Origin of the sequence: Terrisporobacter mayombei (assembly GCF_020748465.1) — a bacterium.
Lineage (GTDB): Bacteria > Bacillota > Clostridia > Peptostreptococcales > Peptostreptococcaceae > Terrisporobacter > Terrisporobacter mayombei.
Map to the genome: position 1 here is coordinate 45,187 of NZ_JAHZMP010000006.1, position 24,893 is coordinate 70,079.

The 24,893-nt window shown below is 26.4% G+C and carries 25 protein-coding genes; 10 read left to right on the forward strand and 15 right to left on the reverse strand.

The features are described from left to right. The first annotated feature begins 42 nt into the window (after nt 1–42). Nucleotides 43–660, forward strand: a complete 618-nt coding sequence (locus K0039_RS16090; RefSeq protein ID WP_228106090.1) for a DUF3267 domain-containing protein — start codon at nt 43–45, stop codon at nt 658–660. Nucleotides 661–718: 58 nt separating this feature from the next. Here K0039_RS16090 and K0039_RS16095 read toward each other — a convergent pair whose 3' ends face one another. The 4 genes from K0039_RS16095 to K0039_RS16110 all read right to left on the reverse strand — a co-directional run bounded on the left by K0039_RS16095 (nt 719) and on the right by K0039_RS16110 (nt 6,872). Continuing rightward, on the reverse strand, nt 719–1,906 hold the full coding sequence (locus K0039_RS16095; protein WP_228106091.1) for a DHHW family protein: 1,188 nt from the start codon (nt 1,904–1,906) through the stop codon (nt 719–721). Between the two features lie 15 nt (nt 1,907–1,921). After that, nucleotides 1,922–3,337 (reverse strand): MBOAT family O-acyltransferase, encoded by a 1,416-nt coding sequence (locus K0039_RS16100; protein WP_228106092.1) that lies wholly within the window; start codon nt 3,335–3,337, stop codon nt 1,922–1,924. A gap of 279 nt (nt 3,338–3,616) precedes the next feature. After that, nucleotides 3,617–4,288 (reverse strand): ABC transporter ATP-binding protein, encoded by a 672-nt coding sequence (locus K0039_RS16105; RefSeq protein ID WP_228106093.1) that lies wholly within the window; start codon nt 4,286–4,288, stop codon nt 3,617–3,619. Nucleotides 4,289–4,298: 10 nt separating this feature from the next. Next, nucleotides 4,299–6,872 (reverse strand): ABC transporter permease, encoded by a 2,574-nt coding sequence (locus K0039_RS16110; RefSeq protein ID WP_228106094.1) that lies wholly within the window; start codon nt 6,870–6,872, stop codon nt 4,299–4,301. A gap of 227 nt (nt 6,873–7,099) precedes the next feature. Between K0039_RS16110 and K0039_RS16115 the strand changes: the two genes are divergently transcribed. Together K0039_RS16115 and K0039_RS16120 are read left to right on the forward strand one after the other, a co-directional pair. After that, complete coding sequence (locus K0039_RS16115) at nt 7,100–8,032, forward strand: sensor histidine kinase (protein WP_228106095.1); 933 nt, start codon at nt 7,100–7,102, stop codon at nt 8,030–8,032. Nucleotides 8,033–8,050: 18 nt separating this feature from the next. Next, a complete protein-coding gene (locus K0039_RS16120) occupies nt 8,051–8,788 on the forward strand; it encodes a LytR/AlgR family response regulator transcription factor (protein ID WP_228106096.1) in 738 nt (245 codons plus the stop codon). A 20-nt stretch (nt 8,789–8,808) separates the two neighbouring features. On the opposite strand, the gene ybaK is transcribed toward K0039_RS16120, so the two are convergent. From ybaK to K0039_RS16135, 3 genes are all read right to left on the reverse strand, one after another. Next, a complete protein-coding gene (gene ybaK, locus K0039_RS16125) occupies nt 8,809–9,291 on the reverse strand; it encodes a Cys-tRNA(Pro) deacylase (RefSeq protein ID WP_228106097.1) in 483 nt (160 codons plus the stop codon). A 190-nt stretch (nt 9,292–9,481) separates the two neighbouring features. Further along, entirely contained in the window at nt 9,482–9,757 is a 276-nt protein-coding gene (locus tag K0039_RS16130; protein ID WP_228106098.1) for a hypothetical protein, read from the reverse strand. Between the two features lie 310 nt (nt 9,758–10,067). Further along, nucleotides 10,068–10,868 (reverse strand): hypothetical protein, encoded by an 801-nt coding sequence (locus tag K0039_RS16135; RefSeq protein WP_228106099.1) that lies wholly within the window; start codon nt 10,866–10,868, stop codon nt 10,068–10,070. 832 nt (nt 10,869–11,700) lie between these two features. Here K0039_RS16135 and K0039_RS16140 point away from each other — a divergent pair. Both K0039_RS16140 and K0039_RS16145 read left to right on the forward strand, forming a co-directional pair. Then, a complete protein-coding gene (locus K0039_RS16140) occupies nt 11,701–12,423 on the forward strand; it encodes a hypothetical protein (RefSeq protein ID WP_228106100.1) in 723 nt (240 codons plus the stop codon). Nucleotides 12,424–12,683: 260 nt separating this feature from the next. Further along, nucleotides 12,684–13,466: a CotA family spore coat protein gene (locus K0039_RS16145; RefSeq protein ID WP_228106101.1), complete on the forward strand. Its 783-nt coding sequence runs from the start codon at nt 12,684–12,686 to the stop codon at nt 13,464–13,466. Nucleotides 13,467–13,549: 83 nt separating this feature from the next. On the opposite strand, the gene K0039_RS16150 is transcribed toward K0039_RS16145, so the two are convergent. Continuing rightward, a complete protein-coding gene (locus tag K0039_RS16150) occupies nt 13,550–15,151 on the reverse strand; it encodes a hypothetical protein (protein WP_228106102.1) in 1,602 nt (533 codons plus the stop codon). Nucleotides 15,152–15,263: 112 nt separating this feature from the next. After that, complete coding sequence (locus K0039_RS16155) at nt 15,264–16,178, reverse strand: hypothetical protein (RefSeq protein ID WP_228106103.1); 915 nt, start codon at nt 16,176–16,178, stop codon at nt 15,264–15,266. A 182-nt stretch (nt 16,179–16,360) separates the two neighbouring features. Between K0039_RS16155 and K0039_RS16160 the strand changes: the two genes are divergently transcribed. Next, on the forward strand, nt 16,361–17,359 hold the full coding sequence (locus tag K0039_RS16160; RefSeq protein ID WP_228106104.1) for a hypothetical protein: 999 nt from the start codon (nt 16,361–16,363) through the stop codon (nt 17,357–17,359). A 23-nt stretch (nt 17,360–17,382) separates the two neighbouring features. Then, a complete protein-coding gene (locus tag K0039_RS16165; protein ID WP_228106105.1) occupies nt 17,383–17,844 on the forward strand; it encodes a DUF2628 domain-containing protein in 462 nt (153 codons plus the stop codon). Between the two features lie 90 nt (nt 17,845–17,934). Here the strand turns inward: K0039_RS16165 and K0039_RS16170 are convergent, their stop codons facing one another. The 5 genes from K0039_RS16170 to rpsD form a co-directional block, all read right to left on the reverse strand. Beyond that, nucleotides 17,935–18,579, reverse strand: coding sequence for a TetR/AcrR family transcriptional regulator (locus tag K0039_RS16170; protein WP_228106106.1), 645 nt, complete (start codon nt 18,577–18,579; stop codon nt 17,935–17,937). Nucleotides 18,580–18,588: 9 nt separating this feature from the next. After that, nucleotides 18,589–19,713, reverse strand: a complete 1,125-nt coding sequence (locus K0039_RS16175; RefSeq protein WP_228106107.1) for an ABC transporter permease — start codon at nt 19,711–19,713, stop codon at nt 18,589–18,591. Then, a complete protein-coding gene (locus K0039_RS16180) occupies nt 19,703–20,437 on the reverse strand; it encodes an ABC transporter ATP-binding protein (RefSeq protein ID WP_228106108.1) in 735 nt (244 codons plus the stop codon). The genes K0039_RS16175 and K0039_RS16180 overlap by 11 nt, the downstream gene beginning before the upstream one ends. Before the next feature lie 120 nt (nt 20,438–20,557). Continuing rightward, nucleotides 20,558–20,863 carry a DUF1540 domain-containing protein gene (locus tag K0039_RS16185; protein WP_228106109.1) on the reverse strand — a complete coding sequence of 102 codons (306 nt, stop codon included), beginning with the start codon at nt 20,861–20,863 and terminating at the stop codon, nt 20,558–20,560. 117 nt (nt 20,864–20,980) lie between these two features. Further along, a complete protein-coding gene (gene rpsD / locus K0039_RS16190) occupies nt 20,981–21,574 on the reverse strand; it encodes a 30S ribosomal protein S4 (protein WP_228106110.1) in 594 nt (197 codons plus the stop codon). 494 nt (nt 21,575–22,068) lie between these two features. Here rpsD and K0039_RS16195 point away from each other — a divergent pair, with 494 nt between their 5' ends. Continuing rightward, nucleotides 22,069–22,365, forward strand: a complete 297-nt coding sequence (locus tag K0039_RS16195) for a DUF2089 family protein (protein WP_228106111.1) — start codon at nt 22,069–22,071, stop codon at nt 22,363–22,365. A gap of 1 nt (nt 22,366) precedes the next feature. Next, nucleotides 22,367–22,696, forward strand: a complete 330-nt coding sequence (locus K0039_RS16200) for a hypothetical protein (RefSeq protein WP_228106112.1) — start codon at nt 22,367–22,369, stop codon at nt 22,694–22,696. Nucleotides 22,697–22,781: 85 nt separating this feature from the next. Here K0039_RS16200 and K0039_RS16205 read toward each other — a convergent pair whose 3' ends face one another. Then, complete coding sequence (locus K0039_RS16205; RefSeq protein WP_228106113.1) at nt 22,782–23,582, reverse strand: NAD(+)/NADH kinase; 801 nt, start codon at nt 23,580–23,582, stop codon at nt 22,782–22,784. A gap of 504 nt (nt 23,583–24,086) precedes the next feature. On the opposite strand from K0039_RS16205, the gene K0039_RS16210 reads away from it, so the two are divergent. After that, complete coding sequence (locus K0039_RS16210; RefSeq protein WP_228106114.1) at nt 24,087–24,869, forward strand: SH3 domain-containing protein; 783 nt, start codon at nt 24,087–24,089, stop codon at nt 24,867–24,869. The last annotated feature ends 24 nt before the right edge of the window (nt 24,870–24,893 follow it).

Sequence of the window (24,893 nt, forward strand, 5' to 3'; positions counted from 1 at the left end):
TATGTTATAATTTCAATAAAAATAATATTTAAGGGGTTTACTATGTCTGAAAGCATTAATGAAAAAAATTTAAAGGAACAAGATAAAATAAAAAGATTCGAAAAAATTAAAGAAGAAATGATAAACAATGGATATAAAGAGAATTTAGGAGTAATTACTGTTGTAAAAGCTAACATTTATGCACTACTTACAGCCGGACCAATAGCTCTTATTTGTTTTTTCATTTATATAAATAAATGGGGAAGTATTGTTTTTGAGTTTACTCCAGCTACTCTTATGTTATTTTTTATTTCAATAATTGCATGTATTGTTATCCATGAACTTTTACACGGACTTACTTGGAGTTTATTTTGTAAGGAAGGATTTAAAAGTATAAGTTTTGGTATTATGTGGCAATCACTTACTCCTTATTGTCATTGCAAAGAACCACTTAACTTTAAAGCTTATATTACTGGCGGACTTATGCCTTTACTTATTTTAGGTATTTTACTATTTATAATTTCTTTCTTTATGGAGAATTCTTCATTAATGATTTTAAGTTTGATTAATATTTTATGCGCAGGTGGGGATACTACTATTGCTCTATTATTATGCAAATATAAGGATGCTCTTTTTATAGATCATCCTACAGACTGCGGTTTTGTTGCATTCACAAAATAATAAGACAAAATTTCAATAAAAAACAGATACAAATTCAAAACTTGTATCTGTTTTTTATTTATTTTATTTCATCAATCATAGATTTAAAATCTGTTGAATTGTACATAAACATAACTATGTCAGCATCACTATCTTCAATTATTTCTTTTATAGATAAATCTAGTTTTTCCGTATATCTTGGATCAACTAGTTGTACTTCTGAAAACATGTCTGCAAACAGCCATGAAGTAGGAGCTTGATAAGAGTCCCTTATTATTAGTATTTTCTTATCATTTAAAGCATCCTTATTTTTAATTTTTAATATATTACAAGCATTACCAAACATATAGGCTCCACCATATAATATTTCATCTTCATGTATCCTTGTGGCTACAAAATCTTCTTCTTTTCCTTTAGTTTCTTTTTTTCCATCATATTTAAAATATTCATATTTATGTTTATTTTTTGAGTGAACATAAGGAATATCTTCATCTTCTTTTACTAAATTATTTAAATTTAAATTATAGCTTCCTAGGAAATATCCTTTTTTTAAATCTGTTTTAATATAATTATCCCAATTTATGTTTTTAATACTTTCTGTTTTTTTCATCTCCTCCATAATAGTTTTAAAACCTTCATATGCCCCTATACCATTCCAATGATGATCTGTTTTAAAATATAATTTTTCTCTTTCTTTCTCATTAAATTTACTTAAAAAATCTTCATCTATGTCAATAAAATCTATCTTATCTTTATCTAAATAACTTTTAAATTTATTTTTATTTTCAGTAGCATTATTTAAACCTTTTGTAAATTTAGGGTACAAATGAGTTAACATACTTTCTTTATGTGGTGTTGATGCATAATAAACTTTCTTGTTAGACTTTAATGCTGCTTGAGACAATTCATTTATTTTTTCAGCTGAATCTTTTAAATCTTCCTCTGAAAATACGTCTATTGGTGTTGGCATAACCCAATTGTTTTCGAGCACATAGTAATTTTTAATTTTATTTTTACCAAGCATTAATTCTACTTTATTATAAAGCTGTGACAACTCCTCTCTAAAAGGAAATTGATCTGAAAAGTAGTTTTCAAACTTTGTGGTGAAGTCTTCTTTTTTCACATCTTCCACTGTTGGTATTTGTGCTAATGCTCTATTTTCAGATGCGCTTATCTCTTTATCTTTACTTATTGTATGAATAAATAATATAGCTATTATTGAAATTAAAAATGGTATAGCTATATATTTAGCTTTTTTATTATTCATTATCATATCCTCCTCTTAGAATCTAAAATATAAAAATGGATTGTATGTGGAATTTATTAAAATCACAACAACTATAAACATAATTGACATTAGTGAAATTGAATGAAGTGTATAAGTAAATCTATTCTCAATTAATTTCTTATTCCTTAACTCAATTCTCGACTTAATCTTAGGTAAAATTGGTGTAGCAAAAATAATTGCCAAAATTACAATAAATCCTGATTCATTTATGTAATTAATAAATGAAATATTCCACATAGAATTTGCTCCCAGTCCAACTAAAACTTTTAGATATTCATATGCTTGTACAATATTTTCCGCTCTAAAGAATACCCATCCTATCATTACTAATAATATTAAATAAATATGTCTACAGAACTTCGGTAGCTTATTCAAATATTTTTGTAAGAAGGCTTTTTCTAGTGCAATTAGAAAACCATAATATATTCCCCATGTTACAAAAGTCCAGTCAGCCCCATGCCATATACCTGTTAATGACCAAACTATAAATAAATTTCTATACTGTTTAATAGGAGAAACTCTATTTCCACCTAAGGGAATATAAACATAATCTCTAAACCAACTTCCTAGAGATATATGCCATCTTCTCCAAAACTCAGATACACTTTGAGAAATATATGGATAATTGAAATTTTCTAAGAAATCAAAACCAAACATTTTTCCAAGTCCTATGGCCATATCGCTATATCCACTAAAATCAAAATAAATTTGTAGAGTGTAACATATTATTCCCAGCCAGCCTTCCATAGTAGACAAATCTGACATATTAGTTGCAAATATACTGTCAGCAACTAAACCTAAATTATTTGAGAAAATCACTTTTTTTCCAAGACCAATGACAAATCTATTTATTCCTATGGAAAATTTATTTATGGTATGAACTCTACTATTTATTTGCTCATCCACTGTTTCATATCTAACAATTGGTCCTGCCACAAGTTGTGGAAACAAACTTATATATAATGCTAAATTATAAATATTCCTCTGAAGCCTGTTGCTATTTCTATACACATCAATTACATAACTCATTGTTTGGAAAGTGAAAAATGATATTCCAAGAGGTAAAGGTATTGTGGGAATACTTATGTTAAGATGTAATATATTGTTAATATTATCTATTAAAAAATTGCTATATTTAAATACTCCTAATAGTGAAATATTAAAAATCACCGCTATTATAAGCCACAACTTCTTCTCCTTTGTATCCTCTGAAGATACCTTAATTCCAAATATATAATTGCAAATAATAGATGCAATCATTAAAAACACATATTTAGGTTCTCCCCATGCATAAAAGAACAAGCTGGCCAATAGTAATACTACATTTTTAAGTCTTTCATTAGATAAATAATAAAAAATAAGTACTACAGGTAAAAATAAAAATAAAAAAATTAAACTGCTAAAAACCATAATTATTTTCAACTCTCAATATGAGAATTGTTTCCCCTCCATCTATTAATTTTCTTCTATATAAATATAACTAAAAAAATCATTAAAATATCATATTTAGAAGTATTGTGCATTCTTTGTTATAAAGATTTAATAAAATGTAATTTTTGTTATAAATTTGTTATAAAAAATTCATTACAGATTCAAACAATAACCTTTACCAAATTCTCACAATATAAAAAACTATGAAATTAATTTTTATCTCAACTTCATAGCTTTTATGAAAATTATAAACTTTGACTATCTAATATCATTTAATTTTCCGTCTATTATTGATATAATTCTGTCTGCTTTTTTTGCAATTTCATTATTATGAGTTATCATTATTAAAGTTTGATTGTATTTTTTTATGGATTTTTTAAGTAAATCCATAACTTCTTCTGTAGTCTTGCTGTCTAAATTTCCCGTAGGTTCATCTGCTAAAATAATACTTGGTTTAGCTGCAAGAGCACGAGCTATAGAAACACGTTGTTGTTGACCTCCTGATAATTGATTTGGTAAGTGATCTTTTCTCTCTTCTATGCCAAGCAATTTCATAAGATCTTCTATATAATCTTTATCTATTTTTTGTTTATCAAGTTTTAGTGGTAGTTCTATATTCTCTTTGACGTTAAGGACTGGTATTAAATTATATTGTTGAAATACAAATCCAACTTTTTCTCTTCTATATTTAGCTAGTTCGTTGTCAGATAAGCAACATATATCTTTATTATCAACTTTTATAGTTCCATTACTTGGTCGCTCAAGTCCTCCTATTAAATGAAGAAAAGTACTTTTTCCACTTCCACTTGGTCCCACTATTGCCACAAATTCGCCCTTATTTATTTTTAAATTAACATCCTTAAGTGCATCTACTTTTGTTTGTTTTTTCCCATATATTTTACCTAAATTAATAGTCTCTAATATCACCATAACAATCCCTCTATTCTATAATATTTATAGCTTCTACTATGCTACTTTCTTTTATTTTTCTAGCTGGTAGATAAGTTGCCAATAATCCAACAATTATATTGGCTAATACAACTGCTACATATAACTTGTAATTTATTACAAAATCCATGCCATAAGCTTCAAAACCAAAGGTTTTATACATTCTTATTTGCATCAATAATGAAGTTACTACAACTATTGCACTTGAAATCACCCCATAGAATAACCCTTCATAAGTTATCATTTTTTTAAAGTCTTTTTCACCTATACCTATTGCCCTTAACATTCCAAATTCACTTGTTCTAGAAGTTAAGTTATAGCTCACATTATTAATTATATTGAACACACTTATAGCAAACATAACTGCTACTACACCAAAGTCTAAAAGTCTTTTCTGCTTTAATATTTGCTCATCCATTTTTTTATCTTCAGTCATATCTGTAGTTACAATTCCTGGTACTTTACTCCCAATTTCCCCTAATTTTTTATTTATAGTATTGTGATTTGCTCCATTTTTCATATTTGCATATACAACATCATAATTACTGTTGCCCACCAATCCATCTAAATATTTATCACTTACTATAACATCTATTCCATCGTCCCCAGTATACATATTGTCATCTGCATAAGGATAATTAACTATAGCTCCTACTCTAAAAGTGTAGTCTTCATATTGGCAATTATCTTTTCCTTGCCAATACTTCTGAGTATCTTCTATTTTACCTTTAGGATATTTAATTGTAATTATATCTCCTACTTTTATATCAGCAAGAGGTGAGCCCGTATTTCCACCTAGTACTTTACTTTTCGTACCATTATCATCATATATATAAGGCATATATACTACTGCCAAATTCTCTTTCTTCATCTTTTCTATATCAATCTTGCCACTTATTGAATAATCCTCTAGTGATTTTAGCATCTCATCATTATATCCCTTTAACTTCTGCTTCATTAAATAAGTATCACTGGATTTATCATCTATTAAGCTTCCATTTAAAACATCTCTTACATATATTTCTGAATCAAGTTGTTTATTAAAATCTTTCTCTAGTAAATCTTTTTTAGGTAAAACTAATCTACTTTCCAAGATCCTAGCTGCTTTTACTTCATTTATACCATCTATATTTTTAATTTTTTTGATATCTCCATCACTCAAACCAACTCTTTCATCATTAGCTGAAGTTACTTGCATAATAAAGTCACCATTTAAATACGTTCCCTTTGTCTGCTGTTCATACATAGCATCAGATATTGTGTAAGCATAATTGTTTCTTATTACTAATACACCACCTATACTCATAGATAACATTATTAAAATGAAGGCTTTCTTATTTCTAAATATATTCTTCATTGAAATTGATTTAGTTTGTGATATATGATTACTTATTTTAGCTATTATAAAATTACTTTTCTTAATTTTACTATTTGATCCATAGTTTCCTTTTATGGCTTCAATTGGAGAGATTCTTTTTATTTTAAAATAAGTAAATATACTAATTATCAATATTACAACTAAAGTACATCCTATAGATAGTAAAATCACTTCTGTTGGTATAACAAAAGGCGTTGATTCTAACTTACCTTCAACAGTTATATTTCCACCCAACTTATTAAATAACTGTGCCCCTCCCATACCAAGCAATATTCCAATTGGTAGTGATACTACAGCAATAATTAATAACTCATAAATCATAAGTCTAAATACTCTAAAATTAGTAGCTCCCACAGCTCGTAGCATTCCATAATCTTTGATTCTTTGGTATACAGATATGGAATAAATACTATAAATTACAAGACCTGCAAATATGCTCATTGCAAACGCTGTACTTTTGCTAGCCACGTCTATTCCACCGTTATCTTCAACTGTTTGTACTAGGGATTTATTTACTCCCACCTGTTCTTTTAGATCTATATTTGCTGCATTGGCGATAGCTTCTATATCATTTCTTATTGGACTTCCTTCATTAAATTCTACATTTGCAGTAAACTGACTCATATCATTCTCATCAAGGTGTAAAAACATTTCACATCTTCCAACACTTTTATCCTTATATCTATCTTTAAGAATTCCTACAACTTTGAAAGTCTCTGATTTTTCTTTATTGTAAAGTTTAAAAGTCAGCTCCTGTCCAGCCTCAGGCTTTAGCCCCATACTATTTAGTATCCAAGCTTCTAAGACTACTTCATTTTTTTCTTTTGGTAATCTACCTTTAACTATGTTCGACTCGTCATTAAGATAATTATTATCAGCATATAAAATGTTAATTGACAACTTCTCACTTACATCTGTAGATGCATAATACGAAGTTATCCCAATATTCTTTATGTCCTTACCTTTTTTTACTATTTCTAACTGATTCTTATCTATATCTTTGTAATAAACATGATAAGTCCCCATCTCCCTTTTAGTTCTGTTTACATCTGCTTGTTGTGCACTCTTTGATAAAGTCCCTACCCCTACTATAAGTGCTGTTCCTAAGATTATACTAAGCATTATTGCGATAGATCTTGATTTAAAATTTTTTATATATTTTATTACTATATTAAAATCTTCCCTCATTTGTTTTACTCCCTTCCATCTAAATAAATTCTCTTCTTGAATAAGTTCATTATATATGCGAAAAATAATTCTATCAAATCAAGTTTTTTCAATTTTTTTATAGTTATTTGTTCACTTCCATAGATATAATTGCACATTTTAAGTTCATTTATGTAAATTTCAACTTTTTACATATTTTTTTATAAATGATATACTTCTAATATAAATGGATAACTAAGGAGTTAAATATGTACAACATTTTTATATTTACAATGGGTATTTTGGTAGTTTTTGTGGGTAGTAATCTAATTTTTTATAGATATGACTTTTATAAAAAGATGAGTTTGGGAAAAAGAAATATTTTTAGTTTATGTATCTCTTCAATATTATTTTTAATAGCTTATAAAATATTTATTTTTGCATTATATAAATTAAATGATAGTTTACTGACAAAAGGTATTTTTGTATCAGTATTAGCCTTTATATTAATGATTTTTTCTTTATATCTGGGCTACGAATTTTCAAAAGCATTGAATACGAAGTTTGAATACAAATGTGAATTAAATAAATCAAATAACAAAATAGAGCATAAGGACAGTATTATAGCTAAACTTAGAAGTCAAAAACATGATTATCTTAAACATTTACAGGTAGTTTATTCCCTACTTAATAATAATTTAAATAAGGATGCAAAAGACTATATAACAAATATATCTAATAGTTTTAGATCTAAAACTTCTAGATATGGAAAAGTGTCTTATTTGGATGCTATAGCTTCACTAAAATACGAAGAGTGTCTTATGAAAAATATTACATTTGATGTTTATATCCAAGATTTTATTGATAACTTGGTTATTGAACCAAGTGATATGAATTCCGTGATTTTAAACATAATTGACAATGCAATTGATTCTTTGTCTACTATTAAGAAAGATAATAAATATATAAAACTCTTAGTCTACGAAGATGAGTTCCAATATGTTATATCAATAAAAAATAACGGTCCACAAATTCACAACACAGAGAGTATTTTTGAAGAAGGATTTTCTACCAAAGATGGAGACAACAGAGGGTATGGCCTTTATCTTGTTAAAAATATTCTAGACAAGTATGGTTATCATATTTTTGCAAGTAGTGATGAATTTTTAACTGAATTTACAATTTTAATACCGAAATACTGATAAGAGGAGATAATTCTAATGATAAAAGTTTTAATATGTGATGATGATAAAGCTATAAGAGATGATATAGAAAATATAATAAAATATTCTGGCTATGTGGACTATGTGAAAAAAGTAAAAAACGGTATTGATGCCATAGAGTTTATTAAAACTGAAAAAATAGATTTGCTTATAATAGATATAGATATGCCTCATAAAAATGGAATTGATTGTGCAAAGGAAATTACAAAAATAGATGAAGATGTTCATATAATCTTTGTAACAGGTTTTGCTGATTATAGTTTGGAGAGTTTCAAGGTCCATCCTGTAGATTTTATAGTAAAACCATTTACAAAGGACAAGATTTTAGATTCTTTAAATATTGCTATAGATCATATTAATTCCCATAAATTAGCTAAAAGTAACTTTATTGAAGACACCTTATTTGTATATAAGGTAAGAAAACAAGTTCATATGCTTAACTTTGATGATATTGTTATGTTTGAAAAAAATTCTAGAGCTATTAATCTTTATACTAAAGACCATGATGTGATAAAGTTCTATGAAAGTATTGAGGATTTATCTAAAAGATTGCCACCAGACTTCTTCACTTCTCATAAACAATATATAGTTAATTTAAAATTAATACATAAGGTTATACCTATTAATAAGTCTTCTCTTGAAATAAGATTTATTAATTTTCAAGAAACAGCAACCTTAAGTAAATCACTGGAAAAAGATTTTCTTTATAGATTTTATAGAACAAAAAGATTCTAAGGCGTACCATATGGTATGCCTTATTTTATAATATCTACATATTTAAAGTTTATAGTTTTTTGTAAGTCTTCAGGATTTAACTCAATTTGAAATCCTATTTTACCGCCACTTACAATTATTTTTTCTAAATCCTTACCACTTTCATGTACAAATGTAGGATATAATTTCTTCATTCCTACAGGTGAACATCCTCCTCTAATATATCCTGTTACTTTATTTATATCTTTAACATGAATCATTTCCACATTTTTTTCTCCAGCTGATTTTGCTGCTTTTTTCATATCTAAACTTTCTGCCACAGGTATTACAAAAACATAAAAGTTTTTACTAGCTCCTTGAGCTACTAAAGTTTTAAATACCATATTTTCATCTTGATTTAACTTGTGGGCCACACTTATTCCATCTATATGATTATCATCAGCTTCATAAGTATACATACTATACTCTATTTTATTAGCATCTAATATTCTCATGGCGTTAGTCTTTTGTTGTTTTTTTGCCATTTCATCATCTCCTTGTTAATTTTTCCAAATTAATACTATTCTTTTATTATAATATAATTTCCTAAACGGATACATCATTTGTCATAAAAAAGTGAATTTTGAGTAATATATTTATCCGAAGTGGTGACGATGATATATCGTTGGCCATATGAAGTGATTCGCACACGTAGTGGCTTAAGCAAATCAAATTTTATTTCACTTCTATAATATAAGCATTTGTTTGTGGCGGTATACTCATGGTCATAATATTAGAATGGTAAGCCACAACTAAATCGCCTATATTTAAATCTTCTACAGTAATTTCATTGTACTCACGATCCAATATTAAAGTTTCATCACTTACAACAAGTCTTGTAAATGTATAAATATCCTTCGGATTCTCTCCTATAGTGACTAACTTATATCTTTCATCATTACTATCCATTATTTCTACTATTACTCCTATTTTATAAGAACAACATTTCATTATAATCCCCCCAATTATCCAATTTAATTATTTATATTTTTCTTAGTTAAATATAGTTAAATAACTTTAAATCCAGATATCTGACATAATAGAACTAAATAAAATATATTTATCTTGCAAATATGCTGCTACACTATTTTTATAACAGCAATTATCATTGAAATCACAACCATCATAGCCTATATTGCAACCTTGAGCATAATCTCCATCACAAGAATCACAATATACATCATAATCATTAATTCTAATATCTACTTATTTAATATTTGTTATTATAAGTTTATTCATCTCTATAGCGATCTACTTCACATTAATTTTTCAAATAATTTCTTTTTCTATTTTTTTCGCACTCTGATACTCCACAAGTTGTACAGTTTAATATTTCTTCTGATGCCAGTTCAAATACTGTACATGCAAATTCTGATACTACCTTCTCTAATAAGTTTATTTCATTTTCCAATTCACAAACCATACATTCTATTAATTCACACTTACAATTCATATGTGACTTGCATAAGCACTCTATGTTACTTATTTTTGAAATTATACTTGCTATTAAATCTATGATTTTAAATAAAGTGCATAATACATCTGATATCAAATCGCATTTTTTACTAAATAGGCATCTTAATTGACAAAGTAAATTTTTAAAATTCTTTAATATACATTCAAATTTATCTAGTTGTAGTAGATATCCATAGTTTTTCTTACAGCAAGTACATTCCTCTATATCAAAAAGTGTTATTGTTAATACATCTAGCAAGTTAATACAATTACAATCCTTATTCCATTCCTGTAGTTTATCAATACACAAGTCTTCTTCTAAAAAGTTATTGGTAATATTTCTTATTATTTCAATTTCTTTTGGATGGCATTTATCATCACAATGATTACATCCATGACAATTTTTATCATGATTTTCATTGCACTCACAATCATCATCATGTTCATTAGTCTTATACATATCATCTATGCTGCCTTTTTCACAAGTTCTAAATTCTTTTTGACAGTCATCAAACTCCTTATGATAGCATCTTTTATCACAAAATAAGTCAAACTTCATCTCATTTAATATTTTATAAACAAATTTCAAATTAAACATATAATACACTACTTATCCCACCTTTCTAGTCAAAGAATGAACTTTTTTATATACAAGCTCTTTGACTATTTTATAAAAATTTTTATAATACTTATTTCTTTTAACCACAATTACATCCACCTATTGGTATGGATAACCACCCCATAGCCTCCTTTTTATAATTCATACTGTTATGAGGACACTCGATCTAATTTTTCTTGGTACTGATTCTGATGTGCACATTGGTGAAAATCACAAACTGCATGCTATAGATTAATTTTTGTAATAGTTTTTCAAGATTGTAGATATCATTTACAAAATCACATACCACACAATCAAAGAAAGATTTAACCACTTTGTTCCCTGCATTTGTTTTCATATCACAATCATTGTAATAAATTAAAGTTGTGCCTTAATTATAGCTGATATAGATTTAGTTAATATTTGAATTAATAAGCATAATAAATCCCCCTATTATTTCTGGACAGTTATTAGTACAGCAAATACTTTCTACCCTAGAGCAAAAAAATTCACATAAACATAGGAATCTTTCCATAGATATCATACTTAACAATATTCAATATTTCATTAGCTGCCCACTCTATATTTCCTATATATTCTTATATATATTTGCCACAATTTTATGCTGGTTCTTGATTTTCACAATCAAATAAAAAGCTAATCACTCATTAAATATTTTTTCAAAAGAATTATCTTCTTTCCCTATATATATGAATATTACTAAAAAATGGCACTAACTTTAGTATTTTTATTTATAAGAATTCATATTTTTACATAAAAATCCATCACCAAATTATTTTTTTTTCATAGTATAAGATATACTTTATAGGAGGGAATCTTTATGAAAAATTATTGCTGTCATAGCAACATAATATGTCCATCAACGATAAAAAAAATTTTGGATTCTGATATTGCTACAATTACTGCAAATTCAAGTTTCCCAATGCATTTTACTTTATGTGAAGATTTAAAATTACCTGAAAAATGCAAAATTGAAATCCTAGAAACAAGATTACAATATAATATTTCTAAAACAGAAAAAGAATTGTTAATCAATGGTAAATCTGTAGATTTAGATAAATCTTTACTTAATGATTGTATAAATATAAAGGACGTATTTATTAACTTACCAAAAGATAACTATAATAAAATCTTATTTGGTATCATAGAAAAGCTTAAATTAGAAATTTCACTTATATTAGAATTTAAGGCTATAGCTCATATTGATAATTGTAAAAAAATATATTTTGAAGCCACTGGAAAATCTAAAGATCGTATAGAGATTCTTTTAATGAACAAATGTTGCATACCTGCCAATTGTGATTTAGATAATAATTTTATAGATGTGGACCACTGCTTGAATGCTGAGGTTAATCCAGATTATATATTTATATCCCCTAAATACGATTGCCATTCTAATATTGACGGTCTTTTAGGAAGGGTGTTTATTAATTATGAAATTCTGATGGATTTAATGTGTTATAAAAAAATAAGAAAATGTTTTTATAATACTCCCTATAATACTGGAGATATTTATCATAAAAAATATATGTATTTTAACTGACAATTATATTTGTCAGTTTTTTATTTTAATATAAAAGCTTTTAAATGATATCTTATTTTGTAACATAAAATTCTTTCTAAATATATTAAGATTAATTCTTTAGTAGTAAATTTAAGAATCCATTATTATTCCTAAAATACATCAATATTTAACAAAATTTTAGTTTTTTATACTTATTTTGTAACATTATCTTATTTTATAAATATATTATACTATAAGCTTCGGAGGCTTATAATATAATATTTTAAGGAGTAGATGTTATGAGTAATAATAGTTGGATGGTTTCAAAACCATGCCAAAATCAAGAACATTGTCCAGAAAAAGATGAATGTTCTTGTAAAAAAGACGAATGTTGTTGCAAAAAAGATATTCTAAAAGCTTTAGAATTATTATTTAATCCAAAGGTAAAAGAATTTGTATGTTTCGATAAATTTTCATTTATTGGCAGAAAGTATTTAGTAGGTACTTTTTTAGAGTATTTTAATCCATATGATCATGATAATACTGCAGCACCTTGCGCTAAATTAAAATCTATTGACCCTTGTCAATCTGATTATATAAATATATGGGCAGATGGCTTCTATTATCCAATTCCTACTAATTATAATTATAAATATAAATATTTTGTACCATATCCAGTTGATAAAGCATCACTATGTGATTTAGAGGCTATTCAATTTGAATACTATCAATATGGATCTGGTTGGTCTTTTAAAGAAAGACTAATGTCATTACTAGATAAAAAACGTCCATTCAAGTGCTGTAAGGATAATGATTGCTGCTGTGGTGATACTACATTTAGAAATCTATCTTTTACGAGCAGCAATGTAAATCTTACTGCTGGCTGGTTAGCTTTAACAGATGCTGAAGTACTTGGTAGAGTAGGTAATATATTGGTTCTTTCTGATACAAGTTCTAATAAAATTAGCTATGTTTGCTTAGAATCTGTTGGATTTTATGGTCCTTCCTATGGGCCTTCACCTGTAGCTGAACCTGTAGCTGAACCTGATGTAGAACCTGTAGCTGAACCTGATGTAGAATAGATTATGAGAATTCCATTAAAATTTTTCTAATTAAATAGTTAGGTGTGCACCTTCTAAAAAAAGGTGCACACCTAACTATTATTTTATAATACTGAACTTATTTTTGATGTGGAGTAAATTGTTATACCTGAATCATTGTTATCCACTAACATAACCCCGCTACCGACCTGTTTAATAATACCGTTTATATCTTCTTCAAACGGTGTTGATATATTTTCCTTACTCATTTCCACACTGCTTATTAGACTGGTAGGTTTTTTATCCAATTTCACATCTTCCACAACATAATTTTTATTTTCAATAGTTTTAACTGATTTAACCATATCTATTTTTTCTATCTTATCTATTTTCGATACTGAGTCATATTGAACATCTTTTATACTCTTTATTGATTCTGCATTTTCTTTAGTAGCAACAAAAGCCGTCTCATGCTTATTCACTATATTATTTATAGTACTATTTGAAACATTAATAATATTATTTATGGAAGTTTCATTTTCTTCCTTTTTCTCTAGTATGTTATCATCATATTCAATATCTACAGAATTTGTAAAACTATCCTTAGAATAATTTATATCTTTAACTACTTGATTTATTATATTTTTATTTTCATCTATATTAACTAATATATTTTTTATATTATTAGGTACTACTGTTATAGTTTCCATAGATACTTTTAATGGTTCAAATGTTCCGTCATCCAGTACTATACCTATATAATTGTCTCCTGTTGGATCAAAAGTTAGGTATCTATCTTTTATTTCTTCTTTATTAATATTTTTATTACTAGGTTCAACAATCAAAATATCAACAGTTTGAGGTTTAATTAGCTGAATATCTGTATTAACATTTCCTATTATTTTTTCTTCATAAACAGGATTTATATCTATTATTGCTTTTGATTTTTTTTCTATAATATCTTTAACTACTTTTGTAGACGATTGATTTGTAATTACTTTGCACTCCTCCATATGTATATCTGTTACTACTCCTACTTCTTTTATTTTTATAGGTTTTGCCACTTCAACTTCATTAGAGTTATTAGTTAAAACAAGCATTTCCTCAGTTTCAATCTCTTTTATTACTTTTTCCTTATTGTCTTCTATGGAACTTAGTACATTATTTTTTTCCACATTTACTTTAAAATCTTCCAAAACACCTTTTCTTTTTATATCTAACGATGTATCATGACTTAAAGCTTCCTTTTTATCCACAGATCTAATATTATTCATATAACTATCATATTTTGTTCCCTTGCAATAAATTGTATTTATATTATTTTTATTTTCTTGTATATACCATTCTATATTCTTTTCCTTTGATAAATTATTACCACCTCTATAATACCCTGCCTTTTTATAATCTTGTATTATTTCCTTTTCAATAATATTTTCTACTTCTGTTATGAATATATTTTTAATCTTATCATCCAAATTAGTATCTAATATTTTTAATTTTACTATATCTTCTAAACGTAATGCTTCTTTATCTATTATTATTATGTTTCTATTTATTTTAATTAAGTCTACATTATTACTAGTAATTTTTATTTCTTTTCTTACTCCATCTATCGTAATTATTTCCATATTAATTATATTATTCCTTTTATTTGATAACGTATTTACTATATCATTTATAAGATCAAAAACTTTTGCAAATATCTTATTATCATTTTTTTTACTCATTTTTTACACTCCTTTTCAAAAACAAATCTCCTCATTATACCTATGTATAATGAGGAGATTTTATTACATAAGACAAGGACTAAATTATTAGTGATTAGTCCTATACATATTTTTATCCATTGTGGTGACAGTTTGAACCAATTCTTCCATCTGTACAAGTAATACTGCTTGGATTCGTATTTGTATATACTATAAGCTCTTCTTTTACTATAGCATATATTGTCTTGCTTATTAATAAAGTTGAAAAAGCATCTGCACAGAATTTTTTTGTTGATTCATTATAAGTTTTTGTTGCTCTTATACAATCTATTGACAGACACGCATCAAAAATTTCTTCAAAGTGTACTCTATTTCTACCTGTTGGTAAACATATTGTTCCAAAGAAATCTGCTTTATTAAATCCAAACCCTGCGCTTAATGGTCCACTAAATTCTTCAGTTTCTGCTCTGAAGTTTTCACAACCTATTTTACCTTTAACTATAAGTTTCGCTTTACAAATATAAAAATCTAAACAATCTTCACCTATTATAGTTTTTCTTCCTTCTTCACAGCATTCAATATCTATTGTCTTACTTCCTTTGTATATGTTATATAATTTTTTCTTTATAGAGCTTCCATCGCAATCAAATTCACATTTGCAGCTTTCAGATTCATCAGATGAATGGAAAGATACTTCATTCTCTAAACTATCGATTCTTACTTCTATCTCTTCATCTATTAGTCCTATGCATTTATACTTAACTATAATAGTTTCTATACATATTTCATCACCTTGTTTATAATCGCCATTTGATGTTATAGTAAATTCAATATCTTTTAAATATTTTCTCTGCTTATCTTCTAAATATACACAGTCGTATATTCTATCAGATAGTACTGGAATCCCCTTCGCTGTACATATATCCAACGGAGCTGCTATCTCTTTTGGAGAGCAGCATCCTTCTTGGCATCTGTTTGGCTTTTCAACTGGACCTGGTTTTTCACAGCCACAACAATCTTGATTTAAATTGTCTTTTACTTCACTCATGTCATATATCCTCTCCTGATTATTTTTTAGAAAAGACCATATTCTCTTCTTATATAAAATATATGATTTTAATGAGCACATGTTACTATCAGATTAATATATTTATTATTTTCGATAATTTATGTATAAAAAACTGTATTTTAATATAAATATTAATATGAATATTTTTAAGGAGGGATATTATGCCTTTTATAGATAAAACCTCTATCTTAGTTGAAAGTTCTATTAATAAAGGACTAACCTTATTTGAACTTGGTAAAAATATTGTCTCTACTAATATAGATTCTGATTTAAATAATATAAGTTCACACATATTACTTAACGGCGAGTACTCATTTATAGATATTTGGCTAGATATAGATAATAAGGATAATATTTACGGTATACTTAATGATAAAAAAGGAAAACTTCAAAATTTAATTACAAATAGTGATAACGTAGATCTGAATACGATTATTAAATATGATTATAAAAATTTTTTTATAAAATTTACTTATATAAAAAAAGTAAGCGATGAAAATCATATATTATATTACTCTATAAATAAAAAGTTTCCTTACTGTGCATATATAATTCACTTATATCAATCACCTCATATTTGTAAAAAAACTAGAATTGATTTTATAAATTATAACATATTAACTAACTTCGTTATTACTTATAATAACAATGTTCCAACCATATTTTACTTTAAATTAGTAAATCATCATGAGGAACTATTTTCATCTACATTTGATAAAAATCTTTATACATGGTCAAGCCCTAAACAAATAACTAATTCTAAAAAAGATAAAATTTATTTATCTGCAATAAAAGATAATAAAAATAACTATCATATAGTTTTTGCAGAAAATAATAAAAATAGGTACTATTGTAAATACATACAAGGAAACTTTATGAATAATAATTTTACCATCTCATCAGAAAAATATATCAGCAAAAATTCCATGTGTGTATTTCCTAATTTAATTTCTACTTGTTCAAAAATATATATTCAATGGATTGAGTATTTCGATTTATATACCAGTGAGTCTTTAGATTTCGGAAAATCATGGTCAAAGCCAAAATTAAATTATTCAGCATCAGATTTTCCTTTTCAAAGATATGAATTTAGGTCAAATAATAATATTTATAATACTTCTACTATTTATGCACTGAAAAATTACAGTATTATATTATAAATGTATTTTAAAGGAGATAAGTTATGCTTTGTAAAAACTGTGGATTTAAGTACAGTAAAGAAGATAAATTCTGTCCTGAATGCGGTGAAAAAACATATACGAATAATAAAGAAGAAGAAAAAATAATTATTAGTTCTTATAATAGAAGTAGTCAAGAAGAATATTATAGAAATGGCAAAACAAGCAATAGCATTTACGATGAGTATGCTAATCTAAGGCCTTATTATCAACTAGAATTCACAAGAATAAAAGATAGTGATGAAACTTATAAAGGTAAGTTTAATTTCTTTCCTTTTTTATTTTCTTGGATTTGGATGTTAACTAAAAAAATGTATGTTGGAGCTGTAGTATATATTATTGTAGTGGGGGTATTAACTAGTTATATTCATGGCATTTTTTCCTTGCTCTTTGGAACACTAATGGGATTTAGAGCCAACTATATGTATTATAATTACTACACTAAGGGTACATATAAAATCTGGTAATTCATAAAAATTTGCTTCGCTTATGCCACTGTGTAGACGAATCACCTTAATTTAAAGCAGTATATGTAAAGCTTACATATACTGCTTATTTTAACTTAAAGACTTTATTATATTTTTAATTGTCATATTAATTTCTTTTTCATCACTCCACTGTAAATCAGGAAATAAAACAAATCTTGGTATTAAAAATCCCAAAACATTGGTTATAATAATTCTGAAAAAGGTAATCTCATCTACATCTATAATTTCATTTTTATCCTTAAGCCTCTTAATTAATTTTGTAAATACAGGATATGCATCAATTAAGAACATTTCTTTTATTTCTTCTTTTATATAATCTTGAGATATGATTTCCTGAATGATAATTCTAAATAATGGTGTTTCATCTTTTGCAAATTCATATCTATCTCTTACTATAACTTCAATAAAACTTTCCAGTGTATTATAATCTTTATCTAAAACAGTAGATATAAATTCTTTTATGACTATTGGTTTTACAAATCTCATAAAAGAGGGAATAAATATGGCATCTAACAAATCTCTCTTAGTTTTATATTTCCTAAAAATTGTTCCTTCAGCTACTCCAGCTCTTTTTGCAATTTCCGCAGTTGATACTTTTTCGTATCCCTTTTCACTAATCAGCTCTACGGCAGCTATTAGAATATTTTCTTGTTTTTTTGTAAGTTTATTTTCTTTACTACCTTCTTTAATAATATAATTCATCCATTTGCTCATTTTGTCACCTTACCAAGTTCTATGTTTTTTTAATGTTATTATATTTAATATTGCAAATACCACTGTAAATCCTATAAGCACTAGTAAGTCAAAACTAATTTGTTGTAAATTGTAACCGCAAGTCATAACACCTCTTAGAGCATTACTGGCATAAGTTAGTGGCATAAATTTCGATAAAATTTGTAAAGGTTCTGCCATGTTTCTTATGGAGAATAATCCACAGAAAAATACCTGAGGAACAATAACGATAGGGATAAATTGCATAACTTGAAGTTCATTATGTGCATAAGATGATACAAACATACCAAAACTTAGAGCACAAAGAGCTATTACGGTACTTATTAATAAAATAAGACCTATATTTCCACCATTATATATCTTTAATATGCCTATGGAAAAAGCAGAAATTATGGCAGATTGAACTATGGTAAATATCCCAAACCCAATTAAATATCCAAATACTATTTCATATCTTTTAATTGGAGTAGCCAAAAGCCTCTCTAATGTTCCTGTTGTACGCTCTCTTAAAAAACTTACTCCTGAAATTAAAAATACAAAGAAAAATATAAATAATCCTATTAAAAGTGGTCCTATATAATCTATTGTACTCATATCATTATCACCAAAATAATTGTATGTTTCTATTTCTGTTGAGTTTATATCTATAGAATCAATTTTATTAGCAAGATCCTTATTCATCATATTAATCATAGAATTACTTGCTAAATCTTCTATTATTTTTTTATTATCTTCACCTTTTTTAGTCATATAGTCTTTAACTGCTTCTTGAACATTTTTATTTAATTGATTAATTACAGAATTATCAGCACCATTTAATAAAATATTAAGCTCTTTTTCATCTCCATAAATATATGCATCTAATGCTTTATCTTCAAATTTCCCTTCAGCTTCTTTTTTACTCATTATATTTATATCATTGTCTTTTTCCATAGATGATAATATGTCTTTTACATTAGAATTTTCCACTCCTATATTTAATTTAGCATCTTCATCAGTAAAAACAAAACTCATTAAAGTTAAAACTAGCATAGGAGCAACAATTAATAATGCTAATGTTCTTTTATCTCTCAAAAACTGTCTTATTATTCTACAAACCATAGCATTAATCCTCATATACATCGCCCCCTAGTTTTAAAAAGACTTCTTCTAAAGTATTACATTCATTTTCTTCGATTATATTTTGAGGTTCTCCCACACAAATACATCTTCCATTTCTAAGTAACGCCAATCTATCACAATAAGATGCCTCATCCATAACATGAGTAGTAATAAGAATAGTTACTCCATTTTCTTTTAACCTGTATAGTTCCTGCCAAATTTGTTTTCTAAGTAGGGGATCCATTCCTACTGTAGGTTCATCTAAAATCAATATTTTTGGATTATGAATTAATGATATTGCAAGAGATAACCTTCTTTTCATACCTCCAGAAAAATTACTTACTATTTTTTTAGCATCTGTATTTAAGTTTACTACTCCCAGGCATTTTTCAATTCTATTTTTTCTTTCCTTTTTAGGCACTTTATATAATCTGCAGTAAAATTTCATATTTTCTTCTGCACTTAAGTCTGTATAAAGGGCATCCGCTTGTGCTGTATATCCTATGCTCTCTATAGTTTCAAGATTAGGTACTTTTTTATTTAAAATAAGTATATCTCCTTTATCACTTTTTTCCATACCCATAATAAGTCTTATTAAAGTTGTTTTTCCTGCCCCTGAAGGCCCTAACAAACAAAATATTTCTCCTTTTTCAATATCAAAAGATACATCTTTTAGTACCTTTTGTTTTTTATATGATTTATTAATATTTTTTATTTTTATACAATAGTTATCTTCCATATCTACCCTCCTAAAATGAGTGATTACTCACTTTATATAAAGATACCACAATTTGTTTTCTATAGCAATAAAAAAGTCTATCTTAAATAGTTAAAAGATAGACCTTAGTTTGATTTAATTTTACTTACGAATAAATGTATCACAAGATGCTTTATTTGCACCTATACTTACACCCTTAGCTGTACAGTTTTTCTTTTTGTTATATTTACATTTGCAAGCTTCACAACTTATATTATGAGTATTTGTTCTTACAGAATTCACACTATTTGTAAAAGAATTAGCATTTCTATCTACATATGAAGAACAAGTAGTTCCATCAGTTGTAACTGCTTCAGCTCCTCTAATATTTATAGCTCCTGCGCTACACTCCATTCTTTGGTTAAAAGCACAATTTGTAGCATTACATTTTAAGTTTGTGTTTTGCATCTTTTACCTCCTTAAATATATATTTCTTATTATTACCAATATAAATGAAAATATTTAAAACACTAAAAAAGACTCAAAAAGGCAGTATAATACCTTATTGAGTCTTTCACTTACTTATTATTTTGAGTAAAACTCTACTATTAGTATTTCATTTATTTCTATTGGTACCTCATTTCTTTCAGGCATTTTAATAAGTGTACCTGCAAAGCTTTCTTCATTCTTTGCTAAATAAGGATATACTACTAGTGATCTTTCTTGGAAGTTATTTTTAAACATTTCATTGTTTCTAGATTTTTCTCTTAGTGAAACAGTATCCCCTACACTTACTGCACATGATGGTATATCTACTTTTTTCCCATTAACTAATATATGTCCATGAACAACCATTTGACGAGCTTGTCTTATAGAGTTTGCTAGACCTAGTCTATAAACTACATTGTCTAATCTACACTCTAACATTTGAATTAATGCTATACCTGTAGATACCTTAGATTTTTCTGCTTTTTTGTAGTAATTTCTAAATTGTTTTTCTAATACTCCATAATAAGCTCTAAGTCTTTGTTTTTCTAATAATTGTAATCCATAAGCTGAAAGTTTTTTATCTGCTCTAGAAGTTCCTTTCACTGATATGTCCATTGCTTTAGGATGCCCACACACATTTAGTCCTAATCTTCTACATTGTTTAAATCTTGGTCCCATCATTTTTGCCATTGCTTTAATCTCCTTAAAAATTATTATTTGCCGCGATAATTTTTAAAGCCAAGATAATTATATCATTCAACAGATTAATTGTAAATGATTTTCATTAACAATTAATTCATCATTTTATAGATACTTATTTACTTCTCTTATTATATAAATTTCTACATATAAAAAGAATCTAGGTGCAGACTCCCAGATTCTTTTTTACAATTAAGAGTAATTTTAAAAAGTTAAAAAATCAATAGCAAAATATTTCACATAATATTTATTAAGGTGTTTTTATGGCTTTTATTATAAATTTTTATCTTTTACTAAAAATCTTTTGTTTTTCAACTTTGATTATATTTTACCACAATGATATCACTTTGTAAATGATAACTATTATCATTTATTCACTTTTTCTATTTTGAATTTTATTTATTGTTTTTTAAGTTATTTTTTAATATAATTAAAATATACTTTAATAATATTAAAGTACATCTTCATTATAAGGGGGATTAATTATGGATAATATTCCAAAGTGGCTAGAAAATTTAGACGATGAAGATATAAATTTTATTAAAAAATTTATCTTAGCTTCAGGATCTCTTAAGGAAATCGCAGGAATTTATAATGTCACTTATCCTACAGTTAGACTTAGACTTGATAAGCTTATACAAAAAATTGAATTAAATGATAAAGTTCCTAGTGAACCATATATTTCTCTTATAAAGCAATTAGCTCTAAAGGATAAATTAGATTTTGAAACTGCAAAGCTTTTAATAACTGAATATAAAAAAATGAAGGATGTGGAAAAATAATATGGGACCAATTTTTCTAGTATCAAATAGTATCCTATTCTTAGGAATATTAGTTGGTATAGCTATTTTACAAATATTTTTATCAAGCAAGGAAAATAAAAAGCTAGGATTTATACTACCTGGTATAAATTTCGTAGTGTCAATTTTAGTAGCATTAATTTATCTTTTAAATGTAACTTTGCTTGATGTTTCTATATTTATCGGAATTATGATTGTTTTTATAGCTTATAATGTTCCTACAGTTATTCTTGTGGCAATTTACTATGCTTGCCGTAATAAATATAATAAAAAACATGATATAAATAAAATGAATATTCAAGATTTAGATTAATTTTAAATAAAAATAGACGCCATAATTTCAAATTATTTATGGCGTCTATTTACTATACTTATTTAATACTTTATAAGCTTTTAACTTATAAAAATTTTTCCGCTACTCTGTTCCAAAATTCATATCCATTTAGTCTTAATAGTTTTAATTTGTAATTAGATTTGTATATTTTCACTTCCTCAATTTGACTGAACTTATACTGCTTACCATCTATTACAATAAGAATAGAATTTTCAAAGTCATATTCTGGACTTATGGATATAACTGACGTTGTTGGCAGTATAATACTTGATGTAAATGATCTATAAGCGTTTGTGTTCATTGGTGCTATAGGTGTTAATTGAATTAAATCAAGTTTAGGATCAACTATACTTCCACCAGCTGAATAATTGTATGCTGTTGAACCTATTGGTGTTGATATAAGCATACCATCTCCACTAAAATGCTCTATTTTTATTCCATCCACTTGTAAGTCTAAGTGTACTGTTCTTGATTGTATATTTTTTATTACAATCTCATTAATAGCATTTATCTTTATATACTTTTTCTTAGTTACTATACTTGCTTCTATTGCATATACTTGCTGAATAGAATATTCTTTGTTTATGTATCTATTTATAAATTCATCGATTTTGTCTGGAGAAAGCTCAGCAAAAAATCCTAAGTGACCAGTATTTATAGCTATTACTGGAACTTCAACAAAATCAAATTTATGTATTGCCTTTAAAAAAGATCCATCTCCTCCTATTGATATTAACAGCTCTGTTTCTTTTTCTATTTCTTCAGTTACTTTAAAACCGGCTTTAGTTAATTTCTCTACTAAAATTCCTTTAGTTTCTATTGATTTTGGTAAATCATTATAAGAAATTGTGATTACACCTTTCATTTCATTTCCTTCCTATAATCCTGATTAGAATTTTATTTTTTATTTACCTACTAATAAAAATCCAATAAAAATTTATCTATAATAATGTAAATAATATTATAACCTAATTTAAGTATTTTCAATAATTCTTATTATATAAATATTATTAAATTATTTTAAATACATTTATTATATCACTACCATAAAATTTAACATATTTTTAGGTGCAAAAGCAAATACATTAAATAAAATAATGTAAGATTCTTAATATTGGATTTAAAAATGCTTATTTAACAACTTGTGTTTTATCTATTATCGTTCTATTATTGTTACTTTTTTATAAAAATAAGCCTGCAATTAATAATAAAGATCAAGTCAACTGTTACTATTTGTTTCTTCTCCTAGTCCATATAGTTACTATTAATTTACAATCTAATTATTTTTTACCTGACCTCTTATTTTAGTGTTAGAATTATATTGTTTAAGATAATAACAAATCTAATAAGTTTAGAGGGGGTACTTGAAATGAAATACAATGTATTAAAAAAATTTATGGTAACTGGATTAGCTTCTATGCTTTGTTTAGGCGGAGTATCTATGGCCGACTTATCAAACTATAACAGCAATACTATTACAAATGTTTATGCTGACACAATTAAAGACAGTGCTTTCAGCGCAACTGGTACAATAAATAGTAATGTATCTATGAGGAAAGGTCCTGGCACTAGCTATACTAGACTTGATACTTTGAAGAAACGTACGAAAGTAACAATAGTAGCTAAATCTTCTAATAATTGGTACAAAATAAAAAATAATAAAGATTATGCTTATGTTTACAGTCAATATGTAACAATAAAATCTAATAATGATAAAAAAGAAGATGTAGCTTACTCTGCAACTGGAATAGCTAAAAGTGCTGTATATGTTAGAGAGAGTACTTCTACTAATTCTACTAAACTAGGAACTTTAAATAAAAATATTAAAGTAACAATTGTAGCTAAGTCTTCTAATAATTGGTATAAAATTAAATTTAATGGTAGATACGGATATGTTTGTTCCCAATATATAACTATTACTAATAATAGTGACAATAAAGAAGATAAATATCCTCAAACTGGTGTTGTAAATCATGCTGTATATGTTAGAAAAGGTGCTTCTACAAACTACGCTAAATTAGGTATTTTAAACAAAAATACTAAGGTAGCTATTTTATCTAAAACTACTTATGGTTGGTACAAAGTCCAATATAAAAATGGAACTGGCTACGTTTATAGCCAATATATAGAGGTTAATTCTAATCAAAAATAAAATATAATAAAATTTTCTTTATAA